The organism is Streptomyces sp. NPDC060035 (genome assembly GCF_042736635.1).
Lineage (GTDB): Bacteria > Actinomycetota > Actinomycetes > Streptomycetales > Streptomycetaceae > Streptomyces.
Window position 1 is genome coordinate 392775 of sequence record NZ_JBHWVO010000001.1, and the last position, 19053, is coordinate 411827.

The 19053-nt window shown below is 69.6% G+C and carries 12 protein-coding genes and 1 tRNA gene; 5 read left to right on the forward strand and 8 right to left on the reverse strand.

Features of this window, described 5'->3' with window-relative positions; genetic code table 11:
• Window positions 1-40: 40 nt before the first annotated feature.
• Window positions 41-2803 (reverse strand): SpoIIE family protein phosphatase, encoded by a 2763-nt coding sequence (locus ACFWBQ_RS01820; RefSeq protein ID WP_385482828.1) that lies wholly within the window; start codon window positions 2801-2803, stop codon window positions 41-43.
• Window positions 2804-3116: 313 nt separating this feature from the next.
• Window positions 3117-3204, reverse strand: a tRNA-Leu gene (locus ACFWBQ_RS01825).
• Between the two features lie 202 nt (window positions 3205-3406).
• On the opposite strand from ACFWBQ_RS01825, the gene ACFWBQ_RS01830 reads away from it, so the two are divergent.
• Window positions 3407-4759 carry a DUF2254 domain-containing protein gene (locus ACFWBQ_RS01830; protein ID WP_385482830.1) on the forward strand — a complete coding sequence of 451 codons (1353 nt, stop codon included), beginning with the start codon at window positions 3407-3409 and terminating at the stop codon, window positions 4757-4759.
• Between the two features lie 13 nt (window positions 4760-4772).
• Here the strand turns inward: ACFWBQ_RS01830 and ACFWBQ_RS01835 are convergent, their stop codons facing one another.
• The 3 genes from ACFWBQ_RS01835 to sucC form a co-directional block, all read right to left on the reverse strand.
• A complete protein-coding gene (locus ACFWBQ_RS01835; RefSeq protein ID WP_385482832.1) occupies window positions 4773-6323 on the reverse strand; it encodes an aldehyde dehydrogenase family protein in 1551 nt (516 codons plus the stop codon).
• A gap of 199 nt (window positions 6324-6522) precedes the next feature.
• Window positions 6523-7407 (reverse strand): succinate--CoA ligase subunit alpha, encoded by an 885-nt coding sequence (gene sucD, locus ACFWBQ_RS01840; protein ID WP_385482834.1) that lies wholly within the window; start codon window positions 7405-7407, stop codon window positions 6523-6525.
• A 2-nt stretch (window positions 7408-7409) separates the two neighbouring features.
• Window positions 7410-8546 (reverse strand): ADP-forming succinate--CoA ligase subunit beta, encoded by a 1137-nt coding sequence (sucC, locus tag ACFWBQ_RS01845; protein WP_385482836.1) that lies wholly within the window; start codon window positions 8544-8546, stop codon window positions 7410-7412.
• 166 nt (window positions 8547-8712) lie between these two features.
• On the opposite strand from sucC, the gene ACFWBQ_RS01850 reads away from it, so the two are divergent.
• The 4 genes from ACFWBQ_RS01850 to ACFWBQ_RS01865 all read left to right on the forward strand — a co-directional run bounded on the left by ACFWBQ_RS01850 (window position 8713) and on the right by ACFWBQ_RS01865 (window position 15336).
• Window positions 8713-10404 carry a thiamine pyrophosphate-binding protein gene (locus ACFWBQ_RS01850; RefSeq protein ID WP_385482837.1) on the forward strand — a complete coding sequence of 564 codons (1692 nt, stop codon included), beginning with the start codon at window positions 8713-8715 and terminating at the stop codon, window positions 10402-10404.
• Window positions 10405-10420: 16 nt separating this feature from the next.
• The gene (gene frc, locus ACFWBQ_RS01855; protein WP_385482839.1) at window positions 10421-11659 is read left to right on the forward strand and encodes a formyl-CoA transferase; all 1239 of its coding nucleotides are present in this window, start codon (window positions 10421-10423) and stop codon (window positions 11657-11659) included.
• A 2-nt stretch (window positions 11660-11661) separates the two neighbouring features.
• Window positions 11662-13818, forward strand: coding sequence for an acetate--CoA ligase family protein (locus tag ACFWBQ_RS01860; RefSeq protein WP_385482841.1), 2157 nt, complete (start codon window positions 11662-11664; stop codon window positions 13816-13818).
• 126 nt (window positions 13819-13944) lie between these two features.
• On the forward strand, window positions 13945-15336 hold the full coding sequence (locus ACFWBQ_RS01865; protein WP_385482842.1) for an OFA family MFS transporter: 1392 nt from the start codon (window positions 13945-13947) through the stop codon (window positions 15334-15336).
• 71 nt (window positions 15337-15407) lie between these two features.
• Here the strand turns inward: ACFWBQ_RS01865 and ACFWBQ_RS01870 are convergent, their stop codons facing one another.
• From ACFWBQ_RS01870 to eboE, 3 genes are read right to left on the reverse strand one after another with little or no spacing between them, the layout of a single operon-like run.
• On the reverse strand, window positions 15408-16454 hold the full coding sequence (locus ACFWBQ_RS01870; protein WP_385482844.1) for a sugar phosphate isomerase/epimerase family protein: 1047 nt from the start codon (window positions 16452-16454) through the stop codon (window positions 15408-15410).
• Between the two features lie 43 nt (window positions 16455-16497).
• Window positions 16498-17880 carry an alkaline phosphatase family protein gene (locus ACFWBQ_RS01875; protein ID WP_385482846.1) on the reverse strand — a complete coding sequence of 461 codons (1383 nt, stop codon included), beginning with the start codon at window positions 17878-17880 and terminating at the stop codon, window positions 16498-16500.
• Entirely contained in the window at window positions 17877-19052 is a 1176-nt protein-coding gene (gene eboE / locus ACFWBQ_RS01880) for a metabolite traffic protein EboE (RefSeq protein ID WP_385482848.1), read from the reverse strand. The genes ACFWBQ_RS01875 and eboE overlap by 4 nt, the downstream gene beginning before the upstream one ends.
• Window position 19053: the final 1 nt, after the last annotated feature.

Consider the following 19053-nt stretch of genomic DNA (forward strand, 5'->3'; position numbering starts at 1 on the left):
CGCACACCCCGATGCGCGGCGGCCCGGTTTCCGGCCCGCTTCACAGGTCCGCCATCAGGAGACCGCTCAGGTCCCCGGCGCCTCCGGCGTCGAGCGCCTGTTCAGCCCAGATGATCTTGCCTCGGTCGGTGTACCGGGTCCCCCAGCGCCGGGACAACTGCGCGACGAGGAACAGACCACGGCCTCCCTCGTCGGTGATGGCCGCGCGGCGCAGGTGCGGGGAGGTGCTGGTGCCGTCGCCGACCTCGCAGATCAGGCTGTCGCGGTCGCGCAGCAGCCGCAGGCTGATGGGGCTGTCCCCGTACCGGATGGCGTTCGTCACCAGTTCGCTGAGGATCAGCTCGGTCGTGAAGGTGGCCTCGCCGAGCCCCCAGGCTTCCAGCTTGCGGGTGGCCTCGGTGCGGATCCGGGAGACGGCTGCGGGGTCGTGGGGCACCTCCCACTCCCCGACCTGCTCCGGGTCGAGCAGTCGGGTGCGCGCGACGAGCAGGGCGACATCGTCACTCGGCCTGGTGTGCAGCATCGCGTCGAGCACCACCCGGCAGGTGTCGTCCGGGGTGGTGCCGTCCGTACGCGCGAGCGCGTCCCTCAGCATGCCGAGCCCGGTGTCGATGTCACGGCCGCGGGCCTCGACCAGGCCGTCGGTGTAGAGGACCAGCCGGCTGTCGGCGGCCAGCCGGAGTTCGGCGGTCTCGACCGGCAGACCTCCTCCCACGCCGAGTGGCGGGGAGACCGGGATGTCAGGGAAGGTCACGGAGCCGTCGGGCGAGACCAGCGCCGGACCGGGATGGCCGGCCCGGGCGAGAACGCACCGCCCGGAGACCGGGTCGTAGACCGCATACAGGCAGGTGGCACCGGTGATGGCCTCGGTGTTGCCCTCGGCTGTCGCATCCTGGTCGATACGGGTGATCAGGTCGTCCAGGTGTGCGAGAAGCTCGTCCGGAGGCAGGTCCAGGGCGGCGAAGTTGTGCACCGCGGTCCTCAGGCGGCCCATCGTCGCGGCGGCGTGCAGGCCGTGTCCGACGACGTCGCCGACCACCAGGGCCACCCGGGCACCGGGCAGCGGGATGACGTCGTACCAGTCGCCGCCCACCCCCGCCTGGGCGGGCAGGTACCGGTGCCCGACCTCCAGGGCGGACAGCTCGGGGAACACTCCGGGCAGCAGGCTGCGCTGGAGAGTGACGGCCGTGATGTGCTCGCGGGTGTAACGGCGTGCGTTGTCGATGCACACGGCCGCCCGGGCGGTGAGCTCCTCGGCAGGGGACAGGTCGTCCGACTCGAAGGGCTCCTGCTCCGAACGCCAGAACTCCACGACCCCCAGCAGTTGGCCTCGAGCCTGCAGCGGCACCGAGATCATGGAGTGGATACCGAATGCGATGACCCTCTGGGCCCGCTCCGGGTCCTGGGTCCTCCATGCGTCGGTCATGGCGAGGTGCTCCACCAGGACCGGCCGGTCGGTGGCCATACCGAGGGCCGCGGGGTTGCGCGTCCCGACGGGGTCGAGGGGCGCGTCGTCCCGAATGCCCGCAGCGGCGACGCGGCACATTTCGATACTCGCCCCCGTCGGTTCACTACCGCGCAGCACGGGCTCCAACAGCTCGATGGTGGCGAAGTCGGCGAAGCGCGGGACCGCCACCTCGGTCAGCTCCTCAGCGGTGCGCTTCACGTCGAGGGTGGTACCGATCCGTGTGCTGGCCTCGTAGATCAGTTGCAGGCGTCCGCCCGCCACGTCCGCCCGGCCCGCGAGGGCGCGCAGCTCCGTGGTGTCCCGCAGGGTGGCCACGCTGCCCCCCTTCGGGCCCACCGGCCGCACGTTGACCGCGAGCAGGATGCCCCCGGCCAGGAAGACCTTGTCCGTGGCCGCCCTGCCCGATCCCAGCAGCCCGGCCAGGGCCGGGCTCAGCCCCAGTCCGGTGACCGCCTTGCCCTCGGCCTCCGGCGGCAGGGCGAGCAGTCGGCGCGCCTCGTCGTTGACCAGCTGCAGCCGTCCGTCACCGTCCAGAATGATCACGCCTTCACGGACCGCGTGCAGCACCGCGTCGTGGTGCTCGTACATGCGGGTCATCTCCACCGGCCCCAGGCCTCCGGTCTGGCGCCGCAAACGCCCGCTGACCAGTGCCGACCCGCCCGCGGCCAGCAGCAGGGCGACACCGCCTGCGGCGAAGATCACCGGCAGTTGGTGCTCCACCACACTGGTCACCTTGTCCACCGTGACCCCCACGGTGACGAGGCCGACCGCGGTCCCCTTCGCGTCGAAGACGGCCACCGTCGAGTCGACAGCCTTCCCCAGACTGCTGTCGAACGTGGTCTGGTGGGGCTCGCCTTCGAGCGCTTCGCCGTAGGAGGTGGAGACGTGCTTCCCGATCTGGTCCGGATCCGGGTGGGTCCACCGGAAGCCGTAGGGGCTCAGCGCCACGACGTAGTCGACGCCGGTCTTCATCCTCAACGCCTCGGCATGTGGCTGGAGTGCCGCTGTCGGGTCATCGCTCTTCATCGCCGCCGCGGTGCCCGGGGCGTTCGCGAACGACTCGGCCGCCACCAGTGACCGGTCGCCGGCCTCCTGGATCGCGCGGTTGCGGTCCTGGATCACGAGCGCCACCACGGCCGTGGCGATGAGCAGCAGGACGACCCCCAGCTGCAGCAGGAAGACCTGACTGGCGACGCTGCGCCGCTTCAGCAACGACAGCACACGCCGCCCGGCCGAATGGCGACGGGTATCCGGGCGGGCTTCCGGCGGCCGGGCCTTCGGCGGCACACGGTCGCGCCGACGGGCCGCCGGGACGTATCGCCCAAGTTTGCCCATTTTCTCAGTATCAGTGACCGGCCCGTCGGGCGCGGCTCAGGACGGGCCCAGGCTGGTCCGGTCGGGCCCGGTGCCGCGGCGATAGGCCCGGCTACGGGGAGGGCAAGCTTCAGGCGAGAGGTGCAGCACCCGAACTGCCACCGCCCCGCCCCTCACCTGGCCGATTCACGCGACCCGAAGGCCTCGGGAACGACGAAAAACCGGTGAGCCATATGACTCGACCGGTAATTCGTGAACGCATCGCGGACGATCTCGTGAACATCCCCGTTTACGCCTGGTGGTTCTGGTGGACGATCTCGTGAACGTCCCGCTCTGGTGTCCGAGGGGGGACTTGAACCCCCACGCCCGATAAAGGGCACTAGCACCTCAAGCTAGCGCGTCTGCCATTCCGCCACCCGGACAAGGTGTCTGTCGTTCACGGCGTGTTCCCCGTGGCGACAAAGAAAACAATACCAGGGGTTTGGGGTGCCTCTCACCTGCATTTTCAGTGGTCAGTGCGGTGCGGGTGGGTACGGAGCGCCGACCGGTGACCGGCACACGCCGACGCGCGTACGGTCTGTCGCCTGCCGTGTACGAGGAGTCGTCCGGGCTACCTTCGCGGGCATGAGCGGCACGAGTGGCACGAGCGGCACGAATCAGCGCACCCGGTTGCTGCCCCGTGCATCACCGCCCCGCGCTCTGGCCTCCCTGCGTGAGCGTCTGCGCGACACGTTCTGGTTCGCACCGGTCGTCGGACTGACGTGCGCCTTCGCGCTGTGGTGGGTCCTCGCCGAGGTGGACACGAAGATCGTCGCCCACCTGCAGGAGGAGCAGGCGTACGAGGAGCTCGGGGACCTCCTCGCGTTCGCCCAGGACACCAGGCTGATCGTCACCACGATCAGCGCGGCCATGATGACCTTCATCGGGGTCGTCTTCAGCATCTCGCTGGTGGCCGTACAGATGGCCAGCGGGCAGCTCACGCCGCGCGTGGTCCGGATCTTCGTACGGAGCCGGATCAGCAAGCTCACTCTGACGGTGTTCCTGGCGACCTTCGCGTTCTCGCTGCTGGTGCTGACGTCGTACGAAGGCGGGGGCGCCGCGGATCCGCGGCGCATCACCTCCGTACCCGTTCTGCAGAGCACGCTGACGCTGGGCATGGTCGGCCTGAGCCTGCTGTTGTTCGTCGCCTTCGTCTCCTCCACGCTGCGGCTGATGCGGGTCGGGCCCGTCCTCGACCACATCGCCCGCGAGTCGTTCCGGGCTCTGGAGCGCCAGCCCGGAGGCGAGCCCGGAAAGGCACCGCTCGGGCCCGAGACGGCGCGGGTCGTGCACCGGGAGCGGGCGGGAGTAGTAAGGGATGTGTATGTGGCCCGGCTGGTGCGGGCCGCGCGCCGGCGCGGAGTGGTGCTGCGGCTGATCCCGCGGATCGGGGACTTCATCGTGCCCGGTATGCCGGTGCTGGCCGTGCACGGTGGGGCCGCGCCTCCTTCGTCCGCCCTGAGGTCCGCGGTCTCCGTCGGGGTCGAGCGGACGGTGCGCCAGGATCCGGCGTTCGGGCTGCGTCAGTTGTCGGACATCGCGCTGCGGGCCCTGTCGGGGTCCGTGAACGATCCGACCACCGCCGTGCAGTGTCTGGACCGGATCGTGCAGTTCCTCGCCGTCGCCGTGCGCCTGCCGCTCGGGCCGCTGCACCACCGGGACCGGCGGGGTGCGGTGCGGCTTGTCCAGGAGGTGCCGGGGTGGTCGGATCTGGTGGATCTCGCGTTCGAGGAGATCCGGGGGTGCGCGGCCGGCAGTCCGCAGGTCACGCGGCGGCTGCTGGCCGGGCTCGACGATCTGCTGCTTCTCGCGTCCGAAGAACGGAGGAAGCCGCTGCTCAGGCACTGTGCGCTCCTGGTGGAGGCGGTGGAGCGCACAGTGCCTGAGGCTGCCGGGCGGGCGTTCGCCCTGCACCCGGACCGTCAGGGGATCGGCTGACGCCTCCCACCGGTCACGGCATGAGGTGGTAGTCCGGGAAGTTGCCCGGCAGCCGCTCCCCCGCCGGGCCCTCGGTCACGGCTCTCACGAGCAGCTCGCCGCCCACGAAGGCACCGCGCCAGGAGGCGCCGAAGCCGCCGAAGAGCTCGTCGCGGTCGCCGCGCGATCGGGGCTTGCCGTGGCCGGTCTTGAAGGCGCGGATCTGCGGGGCCAAGCGGTCGTACGTGGCCGGGTCGTCGGTGGACAGCGTGGCCACCAGTGCCCCGTTGGAGGCGTTCATGGCGGCCAGGAGCTCCGCCTCCGTGTCGACCAGGACGATCGTGTCGACCGGACCGAAGGGTTCCGCGTGGTGCAGCGGGGAGGAGGGGGGAGGGTTGAGCAGGGTGACGGGGTGGAAGTAGGCGCTGGTGTCCTGGCCGGGGAGGAACTGGGCGTCCGAGGCGGATCCCCGATGGAGGGGGACCGCTCCCCGGTCGATCGCTTCGGCCACCTGGTCGGCGAGCTCCTTGGCCTTCGTGGCGTTGATGAGCGGGCCGAGGTCCAGCGTGGGCAGCGGGTCGGAGGGGTGCTCCACCGCGAGGGGGTGGCCGGTGCGCAGGGAGCGGACGGCGGGCAGGTAGGCCGCCAGGAAGTCCGCGAAGAGGGTGCGCTGGACGACGAAGCGCGGGTAGGCCGTGCAGCGCTGCTTGCCGTAGTCGAAGAGTTTCGGGATGACGGCGGTGAGGGACGCCCAGTCCGAGTAGTTCCAGATGCCCCAGGTGTTGAGGCCCTCCTGTTCGAGGATGTGCCGCTTGCCCAGGTCGGCGACCGCGGTGGCGATACGGGCCCCGGTGTCGCGGCCTCCGACGAAGGAGACGCAGCCGATCTCGGGCGAGCGGACGAGCGGAGCGGACAGGTCACTGCCGCTGCCGCTGACAAGGGTGAGCGGGATGCCCTCGCGGGCGGCGAGTGCGCAGGCCAGGGTGAGGCAGGCGACACCTCCGTCGGTGGGTGTCTTGGCGATCACCGCGTTGCCCGCAAGAGCCTGCACGAGCATCGCGTGGACCAGCACGGACATGGGGTAGTTCCAGCTGGCGATGTTGGAGACAGGGCCGGGGAGGGGTGTACGGGTGGCCAGGAGCCGGTCGATGTTGTCGACGTACCAGCGGACCCCGTCGATGGCGCGGTCGACGTCCGCCTGGGCGAGGCGCCAGGGTTTACCGATCTCCCAGACCAGGAGGAGTGCGAGGAGCTCACGGTGCTCGGTGAGGGCGTCGAGGGCGGCGCCCACACGGGCGCGGCGTTCGGGGAGCGGGATGTGGCGCCAGGCGCGGTGCTGGTCGAGGGAGGCCCGTACGGCCTGTTGGGCGGTCGTCGCGTCCAGGCGGGGCGGGCCGACGACGGGGGTGTTGTCGATGGGGCTGGTGGCGGTGAGCGTACGGCCGTCCTGGTGCCAGGTGGCGGCCCAGAGATTGCGGACCCGGTCGTCCAGGAAGGCCTCGGGGGCCGTCGCGCGTGCGCGTTGCCAGGCTTCGGGCCAGGTGGTGTGGGGTTTGAGGGTGAGGGTGGTTGCTGGGGGTTTCATGGATCTCCGCTCTCGGTGCGCGTGCGTGGGCGGGGGGCGGTTGACGAGGTGGCAGGGCGGTTGAGGTGCGGGAGCCGGAACGGGCGGGGCGCCTGCGCTGGGATTTGTCCCCTACCCGCTCCTTCCCGTAACCGGGGCTCCGCCCGGACCCCGCTCCTCGATCGCCGGACGGGCCCGGTGTATGCCCTCACACGTGGGGTCAGGCTGCTCGCAGCCGGTCCTCCACCAGCCGTGCCGTCTCCGTCGGTGTGGCGCCGACCGCTACCCCTGCCGCCTCCAGCGCCTGCTTCTTGGCGGCCGCCGTGCCCGAGGAGCCCGAGACGATCGCTCCCGCGTGGCCCATCGTCCTGCCCTCGGGGGCGGTGAAGCCGGCGATGTAGCCGATCACCGGCTTGGTGATGTGTTGCGCGATGTGTGCCGCGGCCCGTTCCTCCGCGTCGCCGCCTATCTCGCCGATGAGAACGATCAGCTCGGTGTCGGGGTCGTTCTCGAAGGCTGTCAGACAGTCGATGTGCGTCGTCCCGATCACCGGGTCGCCGCCGATTCCCACCGCCGACGAGAAGCCGGTCTCCCGGAGTTCGTGCATCAACTGATACGTGAGGGTCCCCGACTTGGAGACCAGACCGATGCGGCCGGGCTTCGTCGCGATGTCGGCCGGGATGATGCCCGCGTTCGACTGGCCGGGGCTGATCACTCCGGGGCAGTTGGGGCCGAGGATGCGCGTGCCGCGTGAGCGCGCATGGGTGTGGAAGGCCACCGCGTCGTGGACGGGGATGCCCTCCGTGATGACCACGGCCAGGGCGATACCTGCGTCGGCCGCCTCGATGACCGCCGCCTTGGCGAACGGTGGCGGGACGAAGACGACCGTGACGTCCGCCCCGGTGGCGTCCATCCCGTCGCGTACGGATCCGAAGACCGGGACCGTGCGGTCGTCGAAGTCCACGGTCAGGCCGGCCTTGCGCGGATTGACGCCCCCGACGATCTGGGTGCCCGCGGCGAGCATCCGCCGGGTGTGCTTCATGCCCTCGGCGCCGGTCATGCCCTGGACGAGGACCTTGCTCTCCTTGGTGAGGAAGATTGCCATGATCAGTGCCCTCCCAGGGCCAGTTGGGCTGCTCGGTCGGCTGCGCCGTCCATCGTGGTCGCCTGCTGGACCAGGGGGTGCGCGCGGTCGTCGAGGATCGCGCGGCCGCGGGCCGCGTTGTTGCCGTCGAGGCGTACGACCAGTGGTTTCGTCAGGTGGACTGCGTCCAGCGCCTGGACGATGCCGTCGGCGACCGCGTCGCAGGCGGTGATGCCGCCGAAGACGTTGACGAAGACGGACTTCACCGAGGGGTCGGAGAGGATGACGGTGAGGCCGTCCGCCATGACGCGGGCCGAGGCACCGCCCCCGATGTCGAGGAAGTTGGCGGGTCGTGCCCCGCAGCCGGCGACCACGTCGAGGGTGGACATGACGAGTCCGGCGCCGTTGCCGATGATGCCGACCTCGCCGTCGAGCTTGACGTAGTTGAGGCCCTTGGCGGCGGCAGCGGCCTCCAGCGGGTCCCCGTGCGGGTCCACCGCGTCCGTACCCCAACGGGACTGCCGGAAAGCGGCGTTGTCGTCGAGCGTCACCTTGCCGTCCAGGGCGAGGATCCGGCCGTCCGTGGTGCGGACCAGCGGGTTGACCTCGACCAGCAGGGCGTCCTCCTGGACGAGGACCTGCCACAGCGCCTGGAGTACGGGGGCTGCGGCCGACGGCAGAGCGGCGGCCTCGGCCATCTCGGCCGCCTTGGCCGCCGTGACTCCCTCGACCGGGTCGACGGGGATACGGGCCACCGCCTCCGGACGGGTGGCCGCGACCTCCTCGATGTCCATGCCGCCCTCCGCCGAGGCGATGGCCAGGAAGGTGCCTGAGGCCCGGTCCAGGACGTAGCTCACGTAGAACTCCGCCTCGATGGCGACCGGTTGGGCGAGCATCACCGTCCGTACCCGGTGGCCCTTGATGTCCATGCCGAGGATCTGGCGTGCGGTGACGACGGCGGCCCCGGGGTCCGCCGCGATTTTCACCCCGCCCGCCTTGCCCCGGCCGCCGGTCTTCACCTGCGCCTTGACGACGACGCGCCCGCCGAGCCGTTCGGCTGCCGCATGGGCCTCGGACGGGTCGTCCACGACCTCGGCGTCCGGTACGGCGATGCCGTGATCCGCGAAGAGTTGCCTTGCCTGGTGCTCGTACAGATCCATAGCCACTCCCGATCGTGCCGATTGTGAAAGTGCCGCACGCCCCCTGGACACCACCCACCGGATGCGGGATAACAATCTTCATACAGTATTCGTCGACTGTATGCAATGTACCGCGAGAGCGGCGGACCGGCTCCCGCGATCCCCTACGAAGGGACAGGACATCGCCATGCCCGAGGACAGCCACGACAGCCAGAACCTCGTCTCCGGTGGGCACTTGGTCGCCAAGGCACTCAAGGCGGAGGGGGTGGAGCGCATCTACACCCTCTGCGGCGGCCACATCATCGACATCTACGACGGCTGCGTCGACGAGGGCATCGAGGTCGTCGACGTACGCCACGAGCAGGTCGCCGCCCACGCAGCCGACGGCTACGCCCGCATCACCGGGAAGCCCGGGTGCGCCGTCGTCACCGCGGGGCCGGGGACGACCGACGCCGTCACCGGTGTCGCCAACGCCTTCCGCGCGGAGTCACCGATGCTGCTGATAGGCGGTCAGGGGGCGCACACCCAGCACAAGATGGGCTCGCTCCAGGATCTTCCGCACGTCGACATGATGACGCCCATCACCAAGTTCGCGGCCACCGTGCCGGACACCGCGCGGGCGGCGGACATGGTGTCGATGGCGTTCCGGGAGTGCTACCACGGCGCACCCGGACCCTCCTTCCTGGAGATCCCGCGCGATGTGCTCGACGCCAAGGTGCCGGTGAGCAAAGCGCGGGTGCCCGAGGCCGGGCAGTACCGGGCCTCCACACGAGCGGCCGGCGACCCGGCCGACATCGAGAAACTGGCCGATCTCCTCGTCCACGCCGACAAGCCCGCGATCCTGCTGGGCAGCCAGGTCTGGACGACGCGCGCCACGGACTCCGCCACGGAGCTGGTCCGGACCCTCAACATCCCCGCGTACATGAACGGCGCGGGCCGCGGCACCCTGCCTCCCGGCGACCCGCACCACTTCCAGCTCTCGCGGCGGTACGCGTTCTCCAACGCCGACCTCATCGTGATCGTGGGGACGCCCTTCGACTTCAGGATGGGCTACGGCAAACGGCTCTCGCAGGATGCGACCGTCGTCCAGATCGACCTCGACTACCGCACCGTGGGCAAGAACCGCGACATCGACCTCGGGATCGTCGGGGACGCCTCGGTCGTCCTGAAGGCGGTCACGGAGGCGGCGAGCGGGCGGCTCAACGGCGGTTCGGTCAGGCGGAAGGCCTGGCTGGAGGAGCTCCGGGCCGCCGAGCAGACCGCGATCGAGAAGCGGCTGCCCCAGCTCAAGTCGGACGCCTCGCCCATCCACCCGTACCGGCTGGTGAGCGAGATCAACGACTTCCTGACCGAGGACTCCATCTACATCGGGGACGGCGGCGACATCGTCACCTTCTCCGGCCAGGTCGTCCAGCCCCGCACACCGGGCCACTGGATGGACCCGGGCCCGCTCGGCACGCTCGGCGTCGGCGTGCCGTTCGTCCTGGCCGCCAAACAGGCCAGGCCCGACAAGGAGGTCGTGGCACTCTTCGGCGACGGCGCGTTCTCCCTGACCGGGTGGGACTTCGAGACGCTCGTCCGCTACAACCTCCCGTTCGTCGGCATCGTCGGCAACAACTCCTCGATGAACCAGATCCGTTACGGCCAGAAGGCCAAGTACGGCGACGAGCGCGAGCGGGTCGGCAACACCCTCGGTGACGTCCACTACGACAAGTTCGCCCAGATGCTGGGTGGTTACGGCGAAGAGGTGCGCGACCCCGCGGACATCGCCCCCGCGTTGCAGCGGGCGCGCGAGTCGGGGCTGCCCTCGCTCATCAACGTCTGGGTCGACCCCGACGCGTACGCCCCCGGAACGATGAACCAGACCATGTACAAGTAGCAGAGGAGCCGTTGGCATGACCAAAGCTCTTGAGGGCGTGCGCGTCCTCGACATGACACACGTACAGTCCGGTCCCTCCGCCACCCAGCTGCTCGCCTGGCTCGGTGCGGACGTGGTCAAGCTGGAGGCGCCGAGCGGCGACATCACCCGCAAGCAGTTGCGCGATCTGCCCGACGTCGACTCCCTCTACTTCACGATGCTCAACTGCAACAAACGGAGCATCACCCTCAACACGAAGAGCGAGCGCGGCAAGGAGATCCTGACCGAGCTCATCCGGCGCAGCGACGTGATGGTGGAGAACTTCGGCCCCGGCGCCGTGGACCGCATGGGGTTCACCTGGGAGAGGATCCAGGAGATCAACCCTCGGATCATCTATGCCTCCATCAAGGGCTTCGGCGATGGCCCGTACACCAATTTCAAGGCGTACGAGGTCGTCGCGCAGGCCATGGGCGGCTCCATGTCGACCACCGGTTTCGAGGACGGGCCACCGCTCGCCACCGGTGCGCAGATCGGCGACTCGGGCACCGGAGTCCATGCGGTGGCCGGCATCCTCGCCGCACTGTTCCAGCGCGAGAACACGGGGCGCGGACAGCGGGTGAACGTGGCGATGCAGCACGCCGTGCTCAACCTCTGCCGGGTGAAGCTGCGTGACCAGCAGCGCCTGGCGCACGGACCGCTCGCCGAGTACCCCAACGCCCAGGACACCGCCGAGGCCGACGAGGTGCCGCGCAGCGGAAACGCCAGCGGCGGCGGCCAGCCGGGCTGGGCGGTGAAGTGCGCACCGGGCGGGCCCAACGACTACGTGTACGTCATCGTGCAGCCCGTCGGCTGGAAGCCCTTGTCCGCGCTGATCGGCCGGCCCGAGCTGGCGGAGGATCCCGAGTGGGCGTCGCCCCAGGCGCGGCTGCCGAAGCTCGGCAAGATGTTCCAGCTGATCGAGGAGTGGTCGGCCACGCTCCCCAAGTGGGACGTCCTGGAGCAGCTGAACACGCACAACATCCCGTGCGGCCCGATCCTCTCCACGAAGGAGATCGTCGAGGACGAGTCCCTGGCCGCCAACGAGATGGTGGTGCGTGTCGACCATCCGGAGCGCGGCACCTTCACGACGGTCGGCAGTCCGCTGAAGCTGTCCGACTCCCCCGTCGAGATCCTCACGTCGCCGCTGCTCGGTGAGCACAACGCCGAGGTGTACGTCGGCGAACTCGGGCTGGGCGACGAGGAACTGCTGTTGCTGAAGACGAACGGAGTCATCTGAGCATGGCCGGAACAGTCGAAGAGAAGGAACAGCAGCGGGTACGGGAACTGCTCGACGCCGTCCGGGGCGAGGGTCGCAGCGCGCTCACCGCCCCGGAGGGAAAGGTCGTCGCCGATGCGTACGGCATCGCCGTGCCGGGCGAGGAGCTGGCCCGGGACGTCGAGGAGGCCGTGGCGTTCGCGGACCGGCTCGGCGGGTCCGTCGTACTGAAGATCGTCTCCCCCGACATCCTGCACAAGACGGATGCGGGCGGAGTCGTGGTCGGGGTCGCGGGCGCCGCCGAGGTGCGGGCCGCCTTCTGCCGGATCGTCGAGAACGCGAAGGCGTACGCGCCCGATGCGCGGATCGACGGGGTGCAGGTGCAGCAGCTGGTACCACCGGGGCAGGAGGTGATCATCGGAGCGGTCACCGACCCGACGTTCGGGAAGGTGGTGGCGTTCGGTCTCGGCGGCGTCCTGGTGGAGGTCCTGAAGGACATCACGTTCCGGCTGGCGCCCGTCACCGCGGACGAGGCGCAGTCGATGCTCGACTCGATCGGCGCGGCGGAGATCCTGCGGGGTGTGCGCGGGGCGCCGGCGGTCGACCGCTGGGCACTGGCGGAGCAGATCCGGCGTGTCTCCCAACTGGTCACGGATTTTCCGGAGATCGCGGAGGTGGACCTCAATCCCGTGATCGCGTCGCCGGACGGTGCGATCGCCGCGGACATCCGCGTTCTGCTGGCCACCGAGGAGGTGAAGGCACGGCGCACCTACGGCCGCGAGGAGATCCTCGTGTCGATGCGCCGGCTGATGGAGCCCCGTTCGGTCGCCGTCATCGGCGCTTCCAACGAGCAGGGGAAGATCGGCAATTCGGTGATGCGCAACCTCATCGACGGCGGCTTCACGGGCGAGATCCATCCGGTGAACCCCAGGGCCGATGACATTCTGGGCCGCAAGGCGTACAAGAGTGTCACCGACGTTCCCGGTGAGGTGGATGTGGCGGTCTTCGCGATCCCCGCCACGTTCGTGGCAGCGGCGCTGGACGAGGTGGGGCGCAAAGGGATTCCCAATGCCGTGCTCATCCCGTCGGGGTTCGCCGAGACCGGCGAACAGGGTCTGCAGGACGAGATCGTGGCGATCGGCGAGCGGTACGGCGTGCGCCTGCTGGGGCCGAACATCTACGGCTACTACTCCACCTGGCAGAACCTCTGCGCCACGTTCTGCACTCCGTACGACGTCAAGGGCGGGGTGGCGCTGACCTCCCAGTCCGGTGGCATCGGCATGGCGATCCTCGGTTTCGCCCGGTCGACGAAGACCGGGGTGTCGGCGATCGTCGGGCTCGGCAACAAGTCGGACATCGACGAGGACGACCTGCTGACCTGGTTCGGTGAGGACCCCAACACCCAGTGCATCGCGATGCATCTGGAGGACCTCAAGGACGGTCGCGCGTTCGTGGAGGCGGCGCGGGCGACCGTACCGAAGAAGCCGATCGTGGTCCTGAAGGCCGGGCGCACCAGCGCGGGCGCGAAGGCGGCCGGGTCGCACACGGGTGCACTGGCCGGCGACGACGCGGTGTACGACGACATCCTGCGGCAGGCGGGGGTGATCCGGGCACCGGGGCTGAACGACATGCTGGAGTACGCACGGGCGTTGCCCGTCCTGCCGACGCCCAAGGGCGACAACGTCGTCATCATCACCGGCGCGGGTGGTTCGGGTGTGCTCCTGTCGGACGCGATCGTCGACAACGGGCTCTCCCTGATGGAGATCCCGCCCGATCTGGACGCGGCGTTCAAGGCGTTCATTCCACCGTTCGGCGCGGCCGGGAACCCGATCGACATCACGGGCGGCGAGCCGCCGTCGACGTACGAGGCGACGATCCGGCTGGGGATGGAGGACCCGCGCATCCATGCCCTGGTGCTGGGTTACTGGCACACGATCGTCACTCCCCCGATGGTCTTCGCCGAACTGACGGCCCGGGTGGTCCAGGAGTTCAGGGAGCGGGGGATCGAGAAGCCGGTGGTGGCATCGCTGGCGGGTGACACGGAAGTGGAAGAGGCGTGCCAGTACCTCTACGAGCACGGTGTCGTCGCGTATCCGTACACCACGGAGCAGCCGGTGGCCGTGCTGGGCGCCAAGTACCGATGGGCACGCGCGGCCGGCCTGTTGGGCGGTGGGCGATGACCTGAGAGGGCTCGAACCACGGGGTCTGCGGCTGACCGCTCGGCCGCGGACCCCGCGCGCGACGCGAAGTGAGAACGGGCAGGGGGCGCTGGCCAGACTTCTTCCACGCAAGGGGTTCGATCGACAATGACGACAACTGACATCTCCACGTCCGTCCCCTTCAGGGAGGTGACGGACGCCAACGGGCGCATGTACCGCATCGGCGAGACCGATGTCGACATCATGGGCCGCAAGCGCAAGTGGATGGTCATCCTGCCGTGGGTCGGCATGATGGGCATCAGTTCGGCGGAGTACGCGTTCGCGTCGGCGGAGGACACGCTGCACCACGCGCACAACTGGAACAGCGGTCACATCTACTGGATGATGACCGTCTGGGTGTTCTTCCAGGCCGCTGTCGCGATGCCCGCGGGCAGGCTGCGGGAGACCGGCAGACTGCCGGCCCGCTGGGCGATGATGCTCGGCGCGACGGGCACCCTTCTCGGCTACCTGTCACTGGCCTACGCGCCGCACGTGATCTTCGCGTACATCGGCTTCAGTGTGTTCTCCGGCATGGGCGCGGGCATGGTGTACGCCACCTGCGTCAACATGGTGGGCAAGTGGTACCCGGAGCGCAGGGGCGGCAAGACGGGCTTCGTCAACGGCGGTTTCGCCTACGGTTCGGTGCCGTTCGTCTTCATCTTCACCGGATTCATGGACATCACCAACTTCAAGTGGGTCCTGGTCTCGGTGGGCGTCTTCCTCGCCGCGCTCGTGGCCTGCGCCGGCTTCTTCTTCCGGGACCCGCCGAAGAACTGGTGGCCCGCCGAGGTCGACCCGCTCAACCCGCCCGAGGACCCGCGGGCACGCCGTTCGCTGGAGAAGAACCCGCCGGCCATCAAGCAGTTCTCCCCGGGCGAGGCCTGGAGGACCGGCCGCGTGGCGCTGATGTGGTGCTGCCTCGCCTGTACCTCCGGCGTGAACATCTTCGGTATCGCCTTCCAGATCGACATCGGCCAGGACGCGGGCTTCGCCGCCGGGATCGTGGCCACCGCCATGTCGCTCAAGGCGATCGTCAACGGCACCGGGCGCGGCGTCATCGGCTGGCTCTCCGACCTCTACGGCCGTAAGAAGTGCCTGCTCTACGTCTGCGTCATCCTGGGGCTGGCTCAGTTCGGCATCATCTGGGCGGCCGAGCTGAAGAGCCTGCCACTGTTCCTGCTCTTCTCCGCGGTCTCCGGCTTCGGCGGCGGCGCCATCTTCCCGATGTTCGCCGCAATGACCGCGGACTACTTCGGTGAGAACAACAACGCCACCAACTACGGCATGGTCTACAGCTCCAAGCTCGTCTCCGGACTCGGAGCGGGGATGGGCTTCCTGGTCGTCGACGCCTGGGGGCTCAACGGCGCCTTCATCCTGGCGGGCAGCATCTCGTTCTTCGCGGGATTCCTCGCCCTGTTCCTCGCGGCACCCGGACGCGACCGAAAGGGCAACCGACTGGTGAAGGCCAACCCGGCCCCGATAAGCCGGGAGAGCGACTGATCGCACACCCGCAGCATGCGTGTGGGGCCCGGTTCCTGGAACCGGGCCCCACACGTATGTGTCATCGGGCGTCAGTCGCCGCAGCGCTCCCGGAGGGAGTGCAGGTGCTCGCTGGACTTGCGGGCGAAGGCGAAGGACTCGACCGGGTTGTCGTGCTCGGTCTGCCAGTGGTGGTAGGTGCGGCCGCGGTGGGTCCGCTCGGTGACGCGGCTGAGGAAGGTCTTGTAGTCGATGTCTCCGTCGCCGACGTCCGTCATGTCGTAGCCGTCGCGGGCGGAGTCGTTACGGGTGCCGTCCTTGACGTGGAAGAGGGGGTAGCGGTCGGGCTGCCTGAGTACGTAGTCGATGGGGTTGAAGGGGGCGGGGGTGCCGTCGGCCTTCTTGCCGAAGCGGAACTGGCCGGCGAACGCCCAGTAGATGTCCATCTCCAGATAGACCAGGTCGGGGTCGGTCTCGGCGAGCAGGACGTCGTAGAGCCGCACACCCGGCTTGTCGGTGGCGAAGGAGAACTCCTCCGCGTGGTTGTGCTGGTAGAACTTCATGCCGCGCTTGCGGGCTGCCGCTCCGTAGGTGTTGAACTCCTCGGCCGCACGCTTCCAGCCGTCCACGGTGGAGCCGTAGCGGAACGGGCCGGACGCGGTGCCGATGTGCTTCAGGCCGAGGGCCTCCGCGTCATCGAGGACCTTGGTGAGGTTCTGGGCGAAGGTGTAGGCGCCGGGGTTGTTGTCGTCGTAGTAGCCGACATGGCTGCCGATGGGGTTCAGTCCGTGGTCCTTGGCCAGCTTCCTGAGCTGGGCGAGGGTGATGGCTCCGGCCGAGCCCTGGGTGTATCCGGCGAACTCAATCTCGTCGTAGCCGTAGTTCTCCAGCTCGGCGAAGACGGGGGCGAAGCCGAGCGTGGAGACCTTGTCGCGGAGGCTGTACAGCTGGATTCCCAGGCGGCCGGGGGGCAGAACGGCACGGCTCCTGCCGTGGCCGTGTCCTTGGCCCGGATTGCCTGCCGCCTGTGCGGTCGCGGCGCCCAGGAGGGTGGCCGCGGTGGCTCCGGCGGCGACGCCCAGGACGTTGCGGCGGCTGAGTCTGCGGGCCAGTTCGGAGTCCTTCGGGGTGCGGCTCATGATCACGTAACTCCCTGTGTGGGTGTGCGGGCCGATCGGATGGTCAGTGCAGTCCGGCGAGCTGGAGGAGCAGGGACTTCACTTCGGTGGCCTGGACTCGGCCGGTGAACGCGTGGGGGGTGGAGCAGAGGATGAGCGGACCTTCGTCGTCGCTCGTGGGAAGGCGGCCGTGGCTGCCGCGAATGGGTGAGGGGTCCAGGGGGACGACCGCCATGCGGTAGCGCATCCCGAGCTTCTTGCGGGCGACCGCGGTCACGGCCTTGACCCGGACGTAGGGGTCCTGGGGGTCCATGAAGAGCTCGACGGGGTCGTAGCCGGGTTTGCGGTGGATCTCGACGAGCTGCGCGAAGTCGGGCGCGCGGGCGTCGTCGAGCCAGTAGTAGTACGTGAACCAGGCGTCCTTCTCCGCGACGGCGACGAGCTCCCCGGAGCGCGGATGGTCGAGGTGGTGTGCCTTCTTGCCCTCGTCGTCCAGGAGCTGCTCGATGCCGGGCAGGTCCGCGAGGGCTTCCCGGGTCGCGTCCAGGTCCTCGGGGCGCCGTACGTAGATGTGGGCGAGCTGGTGGTCGGCGACGGCGAAGGCCCGGGACGCCATCGGGTCGAGGTACTCCATGCCGTCCTGGGTGTGGACCTCCAGCAGCCCGGCGCGGCGCAGGGCCCGGTTGATGTCGACGGGCCGGTCGACACGGGTGATCCCGTACTCGGAGAGCGCGACGACGGTGCGGCCCTCGGCGCGTGCGTCCTCGATGAGGGGTGCCACGGCCCGGTCGAGATCGGTCGCCGCCCGGTGGGAGCGGGGGTCGTCGGGGCCGTAGCGCTGGAGGTCGTAGTCGAGGTGCGGGAGGTAGCACAGGGCCAGGTCGGGGGTGCGGGTGGCGATGATGTGCCGGGTCGCGTCGATGATCCACTGCGAGGAGACGAGATCGGCGCCCGGACCCCAGAAGTGGAAGAGGGGGAAGGTGCCGAGCTTCTCGGTGAGCTCGTCGTGCAGGGCAGGCGGCCGGGTGTAGCAGTCAGGCTCCTTGCGGCCGTCGGCGTAGTACACGGGGCGGGGTGTGACGGTCCAGTCGGTGTCGGCGCCCATCGCGTACCACCAGCAGATGTTGGCGACGGTGTAGCCGGGGTGGGCACGGCGGGCGGCATCCCAGAGCTTGTCGCCCTCGACGAGGCCGTTGTGCTGGCGCCACAGCAGGACGTCGCCGAGCTCGCGGAAGTACCAGCCGTTGGCGACGATGCCGTGCTCGGCGGGGGTGGTGCCGGTCAGGAAGGTGGACTGAGCCGCACAGGTCACGGCGGGCAGGACGGTGGACAGGGGGGCCTGTACGCCGGCTGCCGCCATGGCCCGCAGGTTCGGCATGTGTTCCAGTAGCTGAGGGGTGAGGCCCACGACGTCGAGGACGAGGAGAGGGGTGGGGTCGGCGGTCATGGCAGCTCCTTGAGTCCGAGGTCGACCAGGAGGTCCCGGGCGAGGGTGAGTTCGCTGGCGATGCCGTCGGCGAGCTGGGCGCGGGTCCGGGGCCGCAGCTCTGCCGGGAGCGCCTGCCATGTGTACGTCTCGACCTCGAGGTGCCGGGTCAGGGGCTTCCCTCCGCCGACGAGCCGGGTCAGCACGGACTGGAGCACGGGGAGCGTGGAGGTGAGCGGGGGCGCCGGGGGTGCGTGCAGCGGCACGTGGAAGTGGGAGCGCCAGGGGGTGCCGTCGGGGAGCGCCCTGCCGGTCAGGGCCTCGTCGAGGTCGTCGGTCCCTCGCAGACCGGCCGCGGTAAGGGTGCGCGTCTGGTGCAGGAAGCGTGGTTCCGCGAAGGCGGCGAGCGCGGTACGCACCTCGGGCAGGTGGGGGTGTTCCGCGTGCAGGGCCGCGGACAGCTGGGCCTTGGCGACGGGAACCCGGGCCGCGGACAGGGCGTCGAGCGCGGTGTCCGGGTCCTCGAAGGAGGTGGCGAGGTGGCAGGTGTCGACGCAGATACCGATGCGGTCGTGGCCCACGGCGGTGAGGGGCGCGATGGCGTCGGCGGTGGTCTCCACGGTGCAGCCCGGTTCGGGTTCGAGGCCGATCCTGATGGACTTCCCGGTCAGCTCGGCGAGGGCGTCGAGCCGCTGTGCGAGTACGGTGAGCGCCTTCTGCGCGGTGCCGGGTGCCGTGGGATCGGCGGCGTACGGGGTGCGCCAGGCGATCGGCAGGGTGGAGATGGTGCCTTCGGTGACGTCGTCGGGCAGCAGGGTGGCGAGGAGCCGCGCGAGATCGGTGGTGTGGGCGAGCCGTTCGGGGTCGGTCCAGTCCGGTGTGTAGACGCGGTACTTGACCTCCTCGGCCCCGAAACCCTCGTACGGAAAGCCGTTCAGGGTCACCACTTCGAGGCCGCGGTGCTCCAGCTCGGCCCGCAGTGAGCGCAGCGCGGAGGGGTCGTTGATCAGGGAACGGGCGGCGTCCTTGGCGAGCCAGAGGCCGATGCCGATGCGGTCCCGGCCGAGCCGTTTACGTACGGGCTCGCAGTGGTCGCGCAGCTGGGCGCGGACTCCTTCGAGGGTCTCCGCCGAGTGCACGTTGGTGCAGTACGCGAGGTGGACGACGGAGCCGTCGGGGTGACGGAAGCGCATC

Bases quoted from the DNA above. Each gene is read 5' to 3' on its own strand.
- sucC (WP_385482836.1), bottom strand. From the start codon at position 8,546: ATGGATCTGTACGAGCACCAGGCAAGGCAACTCTTCGCGGATCACGGC.
- sucD (WP_385482834.1), bottom strand. From the start codon at position 7,407: ATGGCAATCTTCCTCACCAAGGAGAGCAAGGTCCTCGTCCAGGGCATG.
- ACFWBQ_RS01860 (WP_385482841.1), top strand. From the start codon at position 11,662: ATGGCCGGAACAGTCGAAGAGAAGGAACAGCAGCGGGTACGGGAACTG.
- ACFWBQ_RS01870 (WP_385482844.1), bottom strand. From the start codon at position 16,454: ATGAGCCGCACCCCGAAGGACTCCGAACTGGCCCGCAGACTCAGCCGC.
- ACFWBQ_RS01820 (WP_385482828.1), bottom strand. From the start codon at position 2,803: ATGGGCAAACTTGGGCGATACGTCCCGGCGGCCCGTCGGCGCGACCGT.
- ACFWBQ_RS01875 (WP_385482846.1), bottom strand. From the start codon at position 17,880: ATGACCGCCGACCCCACCCCTCTCCTCGTCCTCGACGTCGTGGGCCTC.
- ACFWBQ_RS01850 (WP_385482837.1), top strand. From the start codon at position 8,713: ATGCCCGAGGACAGCCACGACAGCCAGAACCTCGTCTCCGGTGGGCAC.
- ACFWBQ_RS01865 (WP_385482842.1), top strand. From the start codon at position 13,945: ATGACGACAACTGACATCTCCACGTCCGTCCCCTTCAGGGAGGTGACG.
- ACFWBQ_RS01835 (WP_385482832.1), bottom strand. From the start codon at position 6,323: ATGAAACCCCCAGCAACCACCCTCACCCTCAAACCCCACACCACCTGG.
- ACFWBQ_RS01830 (WP_385482830.1), top strand. From the start codon at position 3,407: ATGAGCGGCACGAGTGGCACGAGCGGCACGAATCAGCGCACCCGGTTG.
- frc (WP_385482839.1), top strand. From the start codon at position 10,421: ATGACCAAAGCTCTTGAGGGCGTGCGCGTCCTCGACATGACACACGTA.
- eboE (WP_385482848.1), bottom strand. From the start codon at position 19,052: ATGCGCTTCCGTCACCCCGACGGCTCCGTCGTCCACCTCGCGTACTGC.